This is a genomic window from Terribacillus saccharophilus, from assembly GCF_000725365.1.
In the GTDB taxonomy this organism is placed as follows: Bacteria; Bacillota; Bacilli; order Bacillales; family Amphibacillaceae; genus Terribacillus; species Terribacillus saccharophilus.
In genome coordinates, this window is record NZ_CP008876.1 from 3,026,199 (window position 1) to 3,041,754 (window position 15,556).

Below are 15,556 nucleotides of genomic sequence, written 5' to 3' on the forward strand. Positions count from 1 at the left end.
ATACATAAAGGGAGTGGAGAAAATGGCAGAAGCGAAATTATTAATTGATGCGAAACAGAGCTTGGCCGAAGGTCCTTTTTGGCGAGAAGAAACGGATGAACTGTATTGGGTCGATATTAATGGACAGGCGATTCATGTATACAATACGAAGACAAAAGAGCAGCGGGAAATTCCAGTTGATCAGAAGGTCGGAGCGGTCGTATTGAAAAAGGATGGCGGCCTTATTATGGCAATGGAGGAAGGAATTTATGAAACAGATAGCGAGCTGAAAGCGAAGGTGCTGCTCCACAGCCCGGAAACTGACAGACCTTCCAACAGATTCAATGATGGAAAAGCTGATCCTTACGGCAGACTTTGGGCGGGAACCATGCCTAAAAAAGGCAGTGGCTATAAAGGAGCCTTTTATCGAATGGAAGTAGATCAAACGCTCACACGTGTCATCGATGGTATCGGAAATTCCAATGGACTAGCCTGGAGTCCGGATCATAAGTATTTCTACTACATTGATACGCCGACTGGAGAGGTGCAGTGTTTTGATTATGATGGAGAGAAAGGTGAAATCAGCAACCCGCGCACCGTTGTGTCGTTCAAGGATGGTAAGCCAGATGGTATGACGATTGATGAAGAAGGCAATCTGTGGATTGCGCACTACGGCGGATCCAAAGTGTCCCGCTGGAATCCTGAAACAGGTGAGCGGCTCCAGGACGTTCATTTACCAGTCAGCCAAGTAACAAGCTGTGCTTTCGGTGGTCCGGAACGGAAGACATTATTTATTACAACTGCGAGACAGAGCCTGACAGAAGAGGATCTGAAGAAAGAGCCTCTTGCTGGAGGTATCTTTGTATACGAGACAGATGTAGTCGGGGCACCAAGCTACCGATTCGGAAAATAAGAAAAGCCCGGCCTAGGCCGGGCTTTTCGCTTTTTAAGTATTAGAAGTCCGTGTGCTTGATGGCGTTAGGAAGGGAACCTTTGATGACTGCTTGATCCGAGAAGGAATAGCCAGCTACACTGCTAAGAATAGCAGCAAGTACTAGAAATGCAGCAACGCGTTTCTTTGTCATATATATCACCTCCTTGAATGAAACATAACGATATTGTTTTGATAGCCTAAAGCCAATCGATAATAATGATTCGCTTTTTCAAAGTTCTTCACATTGCTATAATAGGTAGCCATTTCATCTGCATATCTTTGTAATTCGAAAATACGGTTTTGTTTCTCGAAGTAATCTATCGCTTTTCCTAGAATAGTAATGTAGTTTTTCTCGTCTGCATTTGATGCATAGAGCACTTCGAAATGCCAATAAAAATCTTCATCTTCTTGTCTGATTAACTTCTTCATGGCATTCTCATAAAGCTCTTTGCCTCTTCCTAAATCACCTTCTGCAAAATAAATCTTTGCCAATAGATAAAGGGCAGAGAGGTAATCATCAAAACTATCATCTTTTAATGCCAATTCAAGGTAACGTTTAGCAGCAGAATTGAGACCTTTTTTCTCATATAACAAGCCAAGATTATGATAGATGCTCGCCTGAACCATTATACTTTGCTTTGTATTGGTGTCCTGCAAAGCAGAATGAAGATACTCTTCTGCTAGGTCGTATTCAGCCATATCAATATAGTTCAAAGCGATAAGATTTTTCGCTCTCGTCAGCTTCTTCTCATAGGACGGATACAACTGATAGATATAAATCGCCTTCTCCGCATAAATAGCAGAACGATTTGTATAATCCAAGTAGTAGAGAGCAGATGCAAATAGATCAAAGAACTCCGCTTTTTCTATTTCGTCATCGATATAGTTGAGATAGGGTTCGACCTCCCCGTATTCTTCAATAGCATTGTAATAGTCCTTTGTTGAATACAGGTACATGCCTTTGAAAAGGTGCAGATAGTAGAGATGCTCTTCCTTTAGATAAGGAGAAAATCCTTCTACTTGGCTGATCAGCTTTTCTGCTTCCGGATAATTCTTGCATAGAATGTGGTGGCGGCTATGGATCAGAAGTGCTAGCTTGACGACGTCGTCATTCGCTTCACCTTTAGCGAGCTGTTCGGATACTTCCGTTTTAAGCTTTTCCGCTGCTTCGACTTTCTTCAATTTGATGTTCATATACCACAAATTGAGCAGTTCCCTTAGCTCTTCTGAGTTGAACGTGACGTCAGAACGCATCAGTTACACTCCCTAGTCTGTAAGATTTTGCCTGAATCAAGCATAGCATGTTTCATTACATATTTTTATTGGGAAAGTAGGGTGAATTTTGAGACATTAATTTGAGATTGGAAGCGATGTTCGTGGAAACTAGGAAAGTTGTAAAAAAAAACACCTCCGAAATGGAGGTGTTTATACAGCAGCTTGCTCTTGTTTACGCTGAATGAATCGCAGCCGCAGGAAGAAACCAATAGCGGCACAGGTCAAACCAAGTGTGATGCCGACCCAGAATCCGAATGGTTCCAGTGTGGTATAGCGGGAAAGTAAATATCCGCTTGGCAAACCGACGATCCAATAAGATACAAAGGCAATGATAAACGGAATAGTAACATCCTTATATCCGCGTAACACACCTTGCAGAGATGCTTGAGCTGCATCTGAAAACTGGTACATTATCGCAAACAGCATAAACTGCATGGCTAGTAGTACGACGGTACGATCAGATGTGTAGAAATAGCTGATCTGCTCCCGGAAAATGAATAATAGTAAGCTCAAGATACCGATAATTACTAAAGCAGAGCTAACGCCAAGGATGGCGTATTGCTTGGCGTGGTTCATGCGGCGTGCACCAACTTCATGAGATATAACAATTGTCATCCCAATAGAGATGCTGAGCGGTACCATGAACATGAGTGTCGTAAAGTTCAGTGCCGTCTGGTGGGCTGCAATGACTGTCGTGTCGAAAAGAGAACCCATCAAGAGCGTAACGACACTAAAGATACTAGCTTCGAAGAATGTGCTGAGCCCCATTGGTACGCCGATTTTCAATTGTTCCTTCCAAGCCTGGAAGGATACCTTATACCAGCGAACAAATAAATAGTGCGTACGCATTTCCTTCAGCTTGAATGTTAGGAATACACTTGCACCGAATATGAACCAATATGTAATAGCTGTCGCATAACCAGCGCCCGCTCCACCAAGCTCAGGAAAACCGAAGTTACCGAAAATGAGCAAATAATTAAGAGCTGCATTAATTGGCAGTGCCATCAATAAAATCACCATCGATACTCGCGTGTAGCCTTGTGCATCAAAGAAATTGCGCAATACGGCGCTGGCAAACAGTGGGATGATACCGATAGAAAGTCCGTGCAGATAATCTGTTGCAACTGTATGTACATCTGCACTCAAATCCATAATCCCGAGCACAGGCTGCAGAGCAATTGCACCGATAACGAGTACAACCAATGAAATCGCAATTGCCAAATAAAATCCTTGCATTACCGTCCGTCCAACATCACTCCGACGGTTATTTCCGATCAGCTGTCCAACCATTGGCGTGATGGCCAGCATGATTCCAGTCAAACCGGTATAGACGGGCATCCATAGGCTGGAACCGACGGCTACACCAGCTAAATCATCTGTACCAGCACGGCCAGACATCATTGTATCCAGCACAGTCATAAGATTGTAGCTGATCTGTGTCACGAGGATAGGCCATAGTATGTGAAAGAATAAAGACGCTTTTTCGCGTATCGTGTTTGTAGGATACATAAGTCTGCCCCCAGTTGTCGAATAAGTAAAACCACAGCCCCTAGTGTATCATAACCCCTAGTTTAAAGCATATTTTCCCTGGGGCAAAAGTTTCAGAAAGCCTGTGGATAAGTCGTTTAGCTTTTTGCTGGAAGGGTACATATTAAGTAGCAAGCCACCTAAGAAAAAGCATTGCATTTGCTTAGACAGGAAAGGAGTGGTAAGAGATGACTTGCCCTTCATTGACGTTAAGTATGCAGGATTTTGTCGAGCGAACAAAAAGAGGTTCGTCCATAAACGATAATTACTTTTTCGTTTTCAACCACAAGCCGATCGTGGCGAAAATATATATAGACAATCATATGATCGAATTACCTGATCTGCATGACATCGTACTCGAAAAAGGAACGGATGGTAAAAACAGCCTGTTCTTTATGCCGCAATCATTCATTTATGAAAACCCGAAAGCGAAGCGGACATTGGACGATATGCCCCGCATAATCCTGGAAGGAGAAGAATTATCCATGTCAATGGAACAGAACAACGAGGCCTACACTATGTCGATTAAAATTCGGTAGTGCAGGCTTTTTTTTATATCCAAAAAAGGTATTTATAAAGTACAATATAAGTAAAAAAATCTATCGGGAACAGGGTATACGAGAATGAATATAAAAGAACAACAAAAAGAACTGGCAGGGTTCACGGCAGGAATTTTGCGAAAACATTTTGGTAAAGGTCCTGAATCGGTATTTGTTTCAATTTCTGAGGAAATAGTCTGTATATATGTGCGTGATTTGCTGACTCCTGTTGAAAGGGTGCTTTTGGAGCGTGAGCAATACGCCATGGTATACGATACACGAGATACACTCATGGATAAATGTCTTCCTGAATTGAAAATTCAAATTGAAAAGTGTACGGGTCGCGAATATCAGCACTTCTTCTATGATTGGGATATTGAGACAAATGGCGGTGTTATCGTCGCAACGAGAGAAACAATCATTGCACTGGAGCAAGAAGAATTTCCTCAGAAAATCAATGAGCTGGTATCTATGGTTACGGAATCGATTCAAAAGTTGCCAAATACAGTAAAAACAGTTACAATGAATAATAGAACTCTTGTTATCTATCGCGATGGTATTCTGGTAGACATAGAAAAAGAGATTTACAAACTGGATCAGACAGAGATATTGCGAAGGGCTAAAAGCAATTTGGAAAAGCAAGCGCTCCGCAAGGCATTTGATAAAGAAAGTCATCTGCTGGAAGGTGTTGTACAAGAGGTATTCGCAGATTGGGAGTTTGAAACCGATCGAAGCATTATTGTCGTCATCATCGATCCAAACTAAATGATATTGGCTAGCAATCAGCTGGGCATGGAACTAGCGATAAAGCCGAAGTAAGGACATTCTGTCTTTGCTTTGGCTTATTTTATTGGACCCAGCCGAAGAAGGGGACCTATTTATCAATATATGTAAGCAAGCGGCGTCAGCTCCTGGTGAGGGGAAGGTGACTGAAATGAAGATCGAAAATGAGAAGGATATTGTCACAAGCAGATCATGCGGCAGAAAGCTTGCAGCAGACTTGGGGTTTAGTGCGGTCGAACAAGCCCGTATCACTGCAGCCATCTCAGAGCTTGCCCGAAACATTTATAAATATGCAGGCAGCGGAACAATTTGTATCCGCAGCGAACAAGATACAAGAAGGGTTGGTATCTACATTACCGCCAAGGATAACGGACCCGGAATACTCAATTTACAGGAAGCCATGTTAGATGGCTATACTACAGGTGGCGGATTAGGACGCGGACTTCCAGGAGTGAAGCGGCTTATGGATAATTTTGATATTACGTCTTCCACAACAGAAGGTACACGAGTAGAAGTAGCCAAGTACCGGATCATTCATACTAAAAGCTTATTCCGAGTATAGGAATAAGCTTTTTTTGTGCTTATCGACATCTTTTTAAAAATTCAATTGAATAATATTTTATAACATATTACATTCGAAATGTAAGGATAACAAATAAGGAAAGAAGGATGAAAACGAAAGTAAAAATCGAAAACATCCCAACTTACCGGATTGCTTACTTTCGCAGAGTAGGACCTTATGGCGCTGCTAATTATCAAACGATGCAAACATTAAAGGAATGGGCAGCGGCAGAAAGACTGCTGGATGACACCTCTATTATTCTTGGCATATCGCAAGACAATGTAGAAACGACAGAACCACAGAAATGTCGATATGACGCTGCCCTTGTTATAAATGAAGATTTCCAGCAGGATGATGAGGTATTTATCGGAGAGTTAAGGGGAGGGAAGTATGTCTGTTTTACAGTGCAACACACTGCAGAAGCGATGACTCAAGCATGGACAGACATATTCCATGAGTTATCAAACAACGGGTTTGAATTAGACAATCGACCTACTTTTGAAAGATTCACTGCGAAGCTGCTAAAGGAGCATTATTGTGAAATATGCATACCAATAAAATAAAGTGAAACCAAATTGCCCTCCGAACCGTCTATTAAGTAACAAACTTAGGAGGGAATGATATGTTCCAGATTGTTTTCTATCTTATTGGTGTCGTAGTTATGCTGTTTCTGGTGGCTGAAGTAGCTCGCCAGCTGACAGATCTTCGCCAGTTTATCACAGTAGAAAACAAAAGAAAAAAGCCTGAGACAGAAGGTTCTGTCCCAAGCTCTTATAATCAATAGAAACGTTTGTAGCTATCGAAGTGCTTAGCGTAGTAAGAGTTGCTTGTGCTTGTAATGCGAACACCATCGTTATCTGCATGAATGAACTGACCGCCGCCAAGGTAGATACCCATATGAGAGATACCAGCTTTATAAGTACCTTTGAAGAAGATCAAGTCACCAGGCTGCGGTGAGCTTACATAGTAAGAACGGTTGAAGTAACCTTCCGCAGATGTACGGGAGATGTCATAACCAGCGTTCTTGAATGCATAGTAGATGAATCCACTGCAGTCGAAACCAGCAGTTGTAGCTCCACCCCATACATAAGGTTTGCCAAGCTGCGTTTTAGCAACGCTGATTAGCTTGTCCACACTCTTAGAAGTGCTTGCGGATTCCACTTTTGTGTTAGTCGCAGGCTTCGTGGAAGAAGATGAACCGCTGCTTGCTTTACCATTTATTTTCAATGTCTGACCAACACGGATCACATCAGAAGAAAGGTTGTTCCAGCTTTTCAGGTTCGCAACAGAAACACCGTTGTTGTTAGCAATCTTCCATAGTGAGTCACCAGACTTCACTTTATAAGAGGAAGAAGAAGAAGAGCTGCTACTATTGTTGGATGAGCTTCCAGAGTTGGAGGAAGAGCTGTTATTCGATGAAGACGAAGAACCTCCTGCAGAAACTTTCAGCTTATCGCCAGGATAGATCAAGTATCCGGAGATATTATTCCATTTTTTCAAATCGTTCAAAGAGATTTTATGTTTAGATGCAATACCACTCAACGTATCACCGGATTTAACAGTATATGTAGATGCACTGCTAGAAGATGATGTAGATGTTTTAGTAGTAGATTTATTCGTAGAGCTGGATGAACCAGTTGTCTGCAATACTTGGTTAGGGAAGATAATAGAGCTTTTCAGTCCATTGATTTCCATCAGCTTAGAAACGGAAGTGTTATTTTGGCTAGCAATCTTCCAGAGCGAGTCGCCCTTCTGAACCTTGTAAGATGCAGCGTCAACAGTTGTGGCATATGAACTAGCAATTACCGCAGTAGCAGCAAGGGTAACAATCGTCTTTTTCATTCTAGTAACGTTCTCCTTTATTTTCATAATCCATAGAAATTAATCATACTATAGCATAATTTGGCACATAGATTACCAGAATTTACGCAGTTGTAATGTAACTGTAATATTAAACTCGTATATTGTAGGGAAATGTAGAATGGATGTTATTGAGTAAGTAAACTAGATATGTTACTATTTTTACAGTTTCAGTAAGCAGTTAAGGACTATTGTACGAGTTGAACTATTTAATCATGGATAACGTTTTATCTTTTTGATTATGGGAAGTATAATTCGTACGAAACACTCTACACGCATTCTACATATATTACATAAAGAGGTGCAAAAACATGAGAATCAAAAAGGCCATTATCCCAGCTGCAGGTCTTGGAACACGCTTCCTGCCAGCAACTAAAGCACAGCCAAAGGAAATGCTACCGATCGTCGATAAACCGACAATTCAGTACATTGTCGAAGAAGCTGTTAAATCCGGTATCGAGGATATCATTATTGTTAGTGGCCGCGGTAAACGCGCGATCGAAGATCACTTCGACAAATCCTACGAGCTTGAAGATCAGTTGATTAAAAAAGACAAAATGAAGATGCTAGAAGAAATCCAAGACATCTCTAACTTGGCTGATATCCACTATATCCGTCAAAAAGAAGCAAAAGGTCTTGGTCACGCGATTTCTACTGCGAAGAAATTCATCGGTAACGAGCCATTCGCAGTATTGCTTGGTGATGATATCGTGAAAACAGACGGTACTCCGGCATTGAAACAATTAACAGAGGCTTTCGAGAAATATCGTGGTTCTGTTGTTGGTGTTCAGCAAGTACCTGAATCTGAAGTATCTAAATACGGTGTTGTTGCACCGCAGGGTTCTACAAGCGAGCCTAACCTTATGCAGGTTAGTGACTTGGTTGAGAAGCCAAAGAAGGAAGAAGCTCCATCTAACTACGCAATCATGGGTCGATATGTATTGACTCCGGAAATCTTTGATATTCTTGAGACTCTTCCTCCAGGTGCTGGCGGTGAGATTCAGCTTACAGATGCAATCAAGGAATTGAACAAGAAGCAAGCTGTTTATGCTTGTGAGTTCACTGGAGATCGCTATGACGTCGGGGATAAATTCGGATTTATCAAGGCTACGATCGAATTTGCGCTTGATCGTCCGGATTTAAAAGATCAGCTTCAGGATTATCTGAATAATAGTGTTGTAACAGAAAATAAATAAGAAGAAACCGAGCCTGCGCAAGTGGGTTCGGTTTTTTTAATATAATTTGGTAATTCTATGTTGCATCTGGGAAATTTGTGGTATACTTTTCATGTTTTTAATCGCTGACTGTGAAAATTGAACTATATATTATAAAGATGTTTCGACAAGATGCAAGTGACAATTGTAGCGCTTACATATTTTCGACAAAATCAGTCATTGCATGGCTTGGGAAACCCTATATAATAAAAAAGTACATATAAATTTCTAAAAGTTAGCATTTTTCTTTGTCTTTGGACTTATCTTTTTTAGTACATCTCATCGGAGGGACATGAATGGAAGAGACAATCTCTTTAAAGGAAATTTTCGCAGTATTGAAGAAACGGACACTAATGATTTTATCCTTAATCATCAGTTTCGCTGCAATCGCTTTTTTAGTCAGTTACTTTTTAATTACCCCGACCTACCAAGCTAGTGCATCTGTCGTAGTTAACCAGGAAGAAAACGTGGATGTTTCTACACTGAATAACGCCATCCAATCTAATATCAGCTTGATCAATACATATAAGATTGTCATGACTAGTCCAGTTATTCTGGACGAGGTCGCTAAGGAAATGAACTTATCCCTCTCTTCCAGTGAATTGGCAGAGAAGCTGGAAGTTGCCTCCCAAGCTGATACACAGATCATTACAGTTACCGCAACTGATACAAGCCAGGCAAAAGCTGCAGAGCTTGCCAACACTACAGTTGATGTTTTCCAAAGAGAAATTCCGGAATTAATGAATTTAGAAAACGTAAAGCCTTTATCTTTAGCTGAAACAGTAGAAGATCCATCGCCGGCTAGTCCAAACATACTATTGAATACTGCAATTGCCCTTGTACTGGGTGCAATGGTAGGAATCGGTCTGGCATTCCTATTAGAATATCTTGATAATACTGTTAAAACAGAAGCTGATATCGAGAAACGTATCGGTATCCCTGTCATTGGGATCATTAGCCATATGACCGAGGAAGACATGAAAACCAATAAGCAATATGCAGCACCTACTGATAAGAGACAAGTTAGGAGAGAGTATAGTGGCCAAAAGAAAAAAACAGTTTAAGACAAATGTCCGATCTCTCATAACAAAATTCAACCCGAAATCACCGATTTCTGAGCAATATCGTACAATCCGAACGAATATTGAATTTGCATCTGTAGATACAGCGATGCGATCACTGCTGATAACTTCCTCGGGTCCATCCGAAGGTAAATCATCTACCACAGCAAACTTGGCTGTTGTCTTTGCGCAGCAGGGTAAAAAGGTTCTTTTAATTGATGCCGATTTGCGTAAACCAACTGTACATTACACATTTAAATTAGATAACCGTGCTGGTCTTAGTACTGTATTAGTTGGCGAAAAACCTTTAGAGGAAGCAACTAAGGAAACGGATGTTCCGAATCTAGACATATTAACATGCGGACCAATTCCTCCTAACCCATCTGAGCTATTAGGTTCTAATGCAATGAAACAACTGATTAAAAAAGCACAAGAAACGTATGACATGGTTATATTTGATACTCCCCCAGTATTGGCTGTGACTGATGCACAGATTCTAGCTAATACGTGTGACGGAGCTCTAATTGTCGTGCGTAGTGAAAAGACTGAATACGATGCGATTCAAAAAGCAAAAGAGCTGCTTGAACCTGCGCATGCTAAATTGCTTGGAATTGTATTGAATGACGTAGCACAAAAGAAATCTAATACTTATTACTACTATGGTAGTTAACCTCTGCGAAAATACATCCTCCACTTGCGAGGATATATTTTCGCACAATAACTAGGAAATATGTCATTATTATTTTCAATAATTTGGGCAGTGGAAGGGTGTAGATAGTATGATAGATATTCATTGCCATATACTACCGGGTGTTGACGATGGAGCAAGAACATTGGAAGACAGTATAGAGATGGCAAAGGCAGCAGCAGCACAAGGTATTCAAACCATTGTCGCTACCCCACATCACCGCAATAATCAATTTGATAATTATCCAGAATCCATCCTTACGCGTGTAGACGAATTAAACAGAATTTTAGAGGAAGAAAGTATACAGGTTAATATCCTGCCGGGTCAAGAAACAAGAATATACGGTGATTTAGCTGAGGGGTTATCTGCTAAAGAAATTCTACCCGTTAACCTAGATACCCCTTACATCCTTGTTGAATTACCTACCTCGACTGTACCTAAGTATACAAACAAACTGCTTTACGACCTACAAGTAGAAGGTTACACACCAGTAATTGTCCATCCAGAACGGAACAGTGAATTATTAAATAAACCTGATAAGCTCTATGAGTTAGTTAATGGTGGTGTGCTGACCCAAGTAACAGCAGCGAGCTTACTTGGAAAGTTTGGTAAAAAAATAAAGAACTTCAGTCATGAAATTGTACAAGCAAATCTCACTCATTTTATTGCATCTGATGCCCACAATGTAAATAACAGAAGTTTTGTTATGCGGGAAGCGATGACGGAACTGGAAGAAACATATGGGGTAGATCTTATTTACACCTATCAGGAGAACGCTCAACGGATGCTGGCAGGAGAAACAATTGTTGGAGATATCCCTGAACCAATTGTACGAAAAAAGTTCTTGGGAATCTTTTGAATTTCTTAGAGGGGTGAGTTGTAAATGGCTGAATCAAAACAGGTTTTTAAATCATTAGAAAAGCACACTGTTAAAGTAAATCAGCGCAGATCATACGTATTTTCAAAGAGAATAATAGACGTCGTTTTATCCTTTATTGGTCTTATATTACTATTACCAGTTTTCCTTGTAGTTGGAATTCTAATTAAATTAGAGGATAAGAATGGATCTGTTATTTTTAGGCAAGAAAGAGTTGGAAAAGATGGGAAAATATTTTCTATGTATAAGTTTAGATCAATGGTGGCAAATGCCGAAGATCTATTGGAAAATCTTTACTCGGAGAATGAGGCGAATGGTCCTTTATTCAAAATGAGAGAAGATCCGAGAGTAACAAGAGTAGGGAAATTTATTAGGAAGACAAGCTTAGATGAATTGCCGCAGTTAATAAATGTCCTTAAGGGAGAAATGAGTCTAGTGGGACCCAGACCAGCATTGCCGATAGAAGTCGCTGAATATAATAACTATCAAAGGCAAAGGTTAAAAGTTGTACCAGGACTTACTTGTTATTGGCAAGTAGGGGGACGAAGTAATTTAAGTTTTGAAGAGCAAATAAACTTAGATCTAAGGTATATAGAGAACTGTAATTTGATAGTTGATTTTAGTCTAATTATAAGAACTTTTAGAGTTTTATTTGGTTCAAAGGATGCTTTTTAATTTTTAAAATCTGGGAGAAAACTATGGAAATTTATATCAATGGAAGATTCTTAACTCAGTCCATAACTGGAGTTCAACGAGTAGCAGAAGAAATAGTGAAGCAATTGGACGTATCTCTTGGTGAAAATGAGAACTATAGATTCATTCTGGTAACTCCAAAAACAAACAAGAGAAAAATTAAACTAACTAATATAGAAATTAAAGAAATTGGATATTTTAAAGGCCATTTATGGGAGCAATTAGATCTACCTAGATTTGTAAAAAGAAATATGCTTATTAACTTCTGTAATACAGGTCCCATATTAAAAAGAAATCAAGTTGTTTATATACACGATACTGCTGTTTTAGATGCCCCAGAAGGTTTTAGTAATCGTTTTATAATGGTTTATAGGATTTTATACAAGATTTTATCCCAGCGAGCAAAGAAAATTATAACTGTTTCAAAGTATTCAAAAGATAGACTCATAAATTATTACCCTGTGTTAAAGAATAAAGTATCTTATGCTCATTTAGGGATAGAACATCTAGAGAATGTAAATAATCAAAAACTTACAGATACTTTAAATAAATACAACTTAAGAGAAAAAAAATATTATTTGGCTGTCAGTAGTATGAACCCGAACAAAAATTTTAAGTTGATTTCTGAAATGCTGAATAAAATGCCTCTAAAGTATGATGTCGCTTTGGTTGGAAGCAAAAATAATGTTTTTAAACAAGAAAACATAAGCTCACACCATATAAAAACTCTTGGATATGTAGAAGATGAAGAACTAATGGCATTATATAAAGGCGCTAAGGCGTTTATATTTCCATCAAAGTTTGAAGGGTTTGGATTACCTCCAATAGAAGCAATGTTCTTTAATTGTCCTCCAATAGTAAGTGATATTTCACCATTAAGAGAAATACTAGAAGATCAAGCAATTTATTTTAATCCTAATGATTACAACGACTTGTATGCAAAATTAAATACAGTACAAGATAATGAGGAATTTTCTGACTTTGTAGTAAATAAATATTCATGGAAAAATACAAGTGATCACTTAAAATACATATTATCTCAATTATAGGAGAGGTTTCAGTTGAAAGTAGCAATAATTCATGATTGGTTGGTAACATTTGCGGGAGCAGAGAAAGTTCTTGCTGAGATAATCGAGGTTTTCCCTCAAGCAGATTTATTTTCGTTAGTAGATTTTCTACCCGATAAAGACAGAGAAAAGTTAAAAGGAAAAAAGGCATTTACTAGTATCATACAAAAACTACCTTTTGCAAAAAAGAGATACAGAAATTATTTAATGTTAATGCCATTTGCTATAGAACAATTCGATTTATCAAAGTACGATTTAATTATATCTAGTTCTCATGCAGTTGCAAAGGGAGTTATAACTGGACCAGATCAATTACATATTTCTTATGTCCATAGTCCTATAAGATACGCTTGGGACTTACAACATCAGTATTTAAAAGAGTCAAAATTAGATAAAGGCATAAAGAGTCTGTTAGTGAAAAAAATGTTGAAGAAAATTAGAGACTGGGACTATAGGACAGCAAATGGTGTAGATGAATTCATTTCAAATTCAAATTTTATTGGCAGAAGAATATGGAAGGTATATCGTAGAGAAAGTACAACTATATATCCTCCTGTAGATGTTACTAATTTTATTTTAGAAGAAACAAAAAAAGAGGACTTCTACTTAACAGCTTCTAGGCTTGTACCTTATAAAAAGATAGATTTAATAGTTGAAGCTTTTTCTAATATGCCTGAAAAAAAACTTATGGTAATCGGTGATGGACCAGATATGAAAAAAATAAAACAAAAAGCGAATTCAAACGTGCAAGTATTAGGATATCAGGAGTTTGAAGTATTAAAATCTTCTATGCAAAAAGCTAAAGCTTTCGTATTTGCTGCAGAGGAGGATTTTGGGATAACGCCCGTAGAAGCACAAGCATGTGGTACTCCTGTAATTGCTTATGGCAAGGGGGGATCACTTGAAACAGTAAGAAATATTGATAAAGATAATCCAACTGGAATATTATTCGAGAAGCAAACTGTAAATTCAGTAATTGATGCTGTAAATAGATTTGAGAAGAATCAACAATTATTTACATCAGCAAATTGTAGAGAAAATGCATTGAGATTTTCTCCAGAGAACTTCAGGAATGCTTTAAAAAACCATATATATAAAACATATAATAAAAGAGAAGGAGAATTGTCAAAATGAAACTAATCCTTTTATCTGGTGGCTCTGGTAAAAGACTTTGGCCACTTTCCAATGATGCTAGATCTAAACAATTTTTAAAGGTACTTAGGAATGAAAAGGGACAATATGAATCAATGGTTCAAAGAGTATTCAATCAGTTAAGGTCTTTAAATCTAGAAAAAGATACTATTATAGCGACAAGTTCTACACAGGTTGAGATGATAAAGAATCAACTCGGTGAGGATGTTACAATCATATCGGAGCCATCAAGAAGAGATACATTTCCAGCCATAGCATTATCTATTGCTTATATTAATGACTACCTTAAGGCAGATAAGGATGAAATAGTTGCCGTTTTACCTGTTGACCCTTTTGTTGATACAAATTTCTTTAATAAGGTTAAAGATTTGGAAGAACTAATTCAGGCAAGTAATGCTGATTTAGCTCTTATTGGTATAAAACCAACCTTTGCTTCAGAAAAGTACGGATATATAGCACCAAAAGAATCAACTGAAGAAAAATATTCTCTTGTAGATAAATTCATAGAGAAACCAAATCAGAAGGTTGCAGAAGATTTAATTAGTAGGGGTGCGCTATGGAATAGCGGAGTCTTCGCTTTTAGAGTTGGTTATCTAGAAGAGTGCTTAGAGAATTATAATATTCCCTTAAATTACGATTTTATTTACTCAAACTACGAGAATTTAGTAAAGACTAGTTTTGATTATGCAGTAGTAGAAGAAGCAGAGAATATAGTAGTCACTAAATATGAAGGTTATTGGAAAGACTTAGGCACCTGGAATACACTCACGGAAGAAATGGCTACTTCAACATTGGGTATAGTCAATACATTAGATACACAGAATACACATGTGATAAATGAACTTGGAATTCCAGTTTCAGTAATGGGATTGGAAAACGCAATTATTGCTGCTAGTCCAGATGGAATTCTAGTCACTACAAAAATGGAAAGTCCTAAGATAAAAGAATTAATGAAAGATCATACAGCTCTACCGATGTATGAGGAAAGATCGTGGGGTAACTTTAAGGTTATAGATTTTTCCAAGTTTGGAGACCAGGAAGTTGTTACTAAGTATTTGAATATTATACCAGGTAAAAATTTGAGCTTACACACCCACAACAGTAATTTTAAAAACTGGACAGTTATTAATGGAGAAGGCATTCTTTTAATTAATGGGGTGTTAAAAACTTTACGCAAAGGTGACATCATACAAATTAAGGGGGAAGAAGAGCACGCTGTTAAGGCTATTTCAAAACTCGAAATAATAGAAGTGCAACAGGGTGACTCTTTATCTAATCAACATATTGAAATTATAGAATCATCATGGATGAAAATGGAAGAAAAAATATTTGCATCGAACTAAGG

Annotated in this window: 18 protein-coding genes; 14 read left to right on the forward strand and 4 right to left on the reverse strand. The window is 38.4% G+C overall.

Annotated features, from left to right (window positions below; all coding sequences use genetic code 11):
* Positions 1-22: 22 nt before the first annotated feature.
* Positions 23-892, forward strand: a complete 870-nt coding sequence (locus GZ22_RS15075; RefSeq protein ID WP_038564211.1) for an SMP-30/gluconolactonase/LRE family protein — start codon at positions 23-25, stop codon at positions 890-892.
* A gap of 40 nt (positions 893-932) precedes the next feature.
* On the opposite strand, the gene GZ22_RS19020 is transcribed toward GZ22_RS15075, so the two are convergent.
* The 3 genes from GZ22_RS19020 to GZ22_RS15085 form a co-directional block, all read right to left on the reverse strand.
* On the reverse strand, positions 933-1,064 hold the full coding sequence (locus GZ22_RS19020; RefSeq protein WP_281176661.1) for a hypothetical protein: 132 nt from the start codon (positions 1,062-1,064) through the stop codon (positions 933-935).
* 5 nt (positions 1,065-1,069) lie between these two features.
* Entirely contained in the window at positions 1,070-2,167 is a 1,098-nt protein-coding gene (locus tag GZ22_RS15080; protein ID WP_038564213.1) for a response regulator aspartate phosphatase, read from the reverse strand.
* 171 nt (positions 2,168-2,338) lie between these two features.
* Entirely contained in the window at positions 2,339-3,697 is a 1,359-nt protein-coding gene (locus tag GZ22_RS15085) for an MATE family efflux transporter (RefSeq protein ID WP_038564217.1), read from the reverse strand.
* A 206-nt stretch (positions 3,698-3,903) separates the two neighbouring features.
* Between GZ22_RS15085 and GZ22_RS15090 the strand changes: the two genes are divergently transcribed.
* From GZ22_RS15090 to GZ22_RS18670, 5 genes are all read left to right on the forward strand, one after another.
* Entirely contained in the window at positions 3,904-4,254 is a 351-nt protein-coding gene (locus GZ22_RS15090; protein WP_038564220.1) for a hypothetical protein, read from the forward strand.
* An 84-nt stretch (positions 4,255-4,338) separates the two neighbouring features.
* Entirely contained in the window at positions 4,339-5,019 is a 681-nt protein-coding gene (locus GZ22_RS15095) for a Na-translocating system protein MpsC family protein (RefSeq protein WP_038564223.1), read from the forward strand.
* 169 nt (positions 5,020-5,188) lie between these two features.
* Positions 5,189-5,599, forward strand: a complete 411-nt coding sequence (locus tag GZ22_RS15100; RefSeq protein WP_051748556.1) for an ATP-binding protein — start codon at positions 5,189-5,191, stop codon at positions 5,597-5,599.
* Between the two features lie 107 nt (positions 5,600-5,706).
* Positions 5,707-6,162 (forward strand): AraC family transcriptional regulator, encoded by a 456-nt coding sequence (locus GZ22_RS15105; RefSeq protein ID WP_038564226.1) that lies wholly within the window; start codon positions 5,707-5,709, stop codon positions 6,160-6,162.
* 59 nt (positions 6,163-6,221) lie between these two features.
* Positions 6,222-6,383: a hypothetical protein gene (locus GZ22_RS18670; RefSeq protein WP_164072100.1), complete on the forward strand. Its 162-nt coding sequence runs from the start codon at positions 6,222-6,224 to the stop codon at positions 6,381-6,383.
* Here the strand turns inward: GZ22_RS18670 and GZ22_RS15110 are convergent.
* The gene (locus GZ22_RS15110) at positions 6,377-7,441 is read right to left on the reverse strand and encodes a C40 family peptidase (protein ID WP_038564229.1); all 1,065 of its coding nucleotides are present in this window, start codon (positions 7,439-7,441) and stop codon (positions 6,377-6,379) included. The genes GZ22_RS18670 and GZ22_RS15110 overlap by 7 nt on opposite strands.
* Before the next feature lie 329 nt (positions 7,442-7,770).
* Here GZ22_RS15110 and galU point away from each other — a divergent pair, with 329 nt between their 5' ends.
* From galU to GZ22_RS15150, 8 genes are all read left to right on the forward strand, one after another.
* Positions 7,771-8,655, forward strand: coding sequence for a UTP--glucose-1-phosphate uridylyltransferase GalU (galU, locus tag GZ22_RS15115; protein WP_038564232.1), 885 nt, complete (start codon positions 7,771-7,773; stop codon positions 8,653-8,655).
* 314 nt (positions 8,656-8,969) lie between these two features.
* Positions 8,970-9,737: a YveK family protein gene (locus tag GZ22_RS15120; RefSeq protein WP_038564235.1), complete on the forward strand. Its 768-nt coding sequence runs from the start codon at positions 8,970-8,972 to the stop codon at positions 9,735-9,737.
* The gene (locus GZ22_RS15125; RefSeq protein ID WP_038564239.1) at positions 9,712-10,404 is read left to right on the forward strand and encodes a CpsD/CapB family tyrosine-protein kinase; all 693 of its coding nucleotides are present in this window, start codon (positions 9,712-9,714) and stop codon (positions 10,402-10,404) included. Before GZ22_RS15120 ends, GZ22_RS15125 begins: the two co-directional genes overlap by 26 nt.
* Positions 10,405-10,513: 109 nt before the next feature.
* Positions 10,514-11,281: a tyrosine-protein phosphatase gene (locus GZ22_RS15130; protein WP_038564242.1), complete on the forward strand. Its 768-nt coding sequence runs from the start codon at positions 10,514-10,516 to the stop codon at positions 11,279-11,281.
* Between the two features lie 24 nt (positions 11,282-11,305).
* A complete protein-coding gene (locus GZ22_RS15135) occupies positions 11,306-11,974 on the forward strand; it encodes a sugar transferase (RefSeq protein WP_038564245.1) in 669 nt (222 codons plus the stop codon).
* Between the two features lie 23 nt (positions 11,975-11,997).
* The gene (locus GZ22_RS15140) at positions 11,998-13,041 is read left to right on the forward strand and encodes a glycosyltransferase family 4 protein (RefSeq protein ID WP_038564248.1); all 1,044 of its coding nucleotides are present in this window, start codon (positions 11,998-12,000) and stop codon (positions 13,039-13,041) included.
* A gap of 12 nt (positions 13,042-13,053) precedes the next feature.
* A complete protein-coding gene (locus tag GZ22_RS15145; RefSeq protein ID WP_038564251.1) occupies positions 13,054-14,193 on the forward strand; it encodes a glycosyltransferase family 4 protein in 1,140 nt (379 codons plus the stop codon).
* Positions 14,190-15,554 carry a sugar phosphate nucleotidyltransferase gene (locus GZ22_RS15150; protein ID WP_038564253.1) on the forward strand — a complete coding sequence of 455 codons (1,365 nt, stop codon included), beginning with the start codon at positions 14,190-14,192 and terminating at the stop codon, positions 15,552-15,554. The genes GZ22_RS15145 and GZ22_RS15150 overlap by 4 nt, the downstream gene beginning before the upstream one ends.
* The last annotated feature ends 2 nt before the right edge of the window (positions 15,555-15,556 follow it).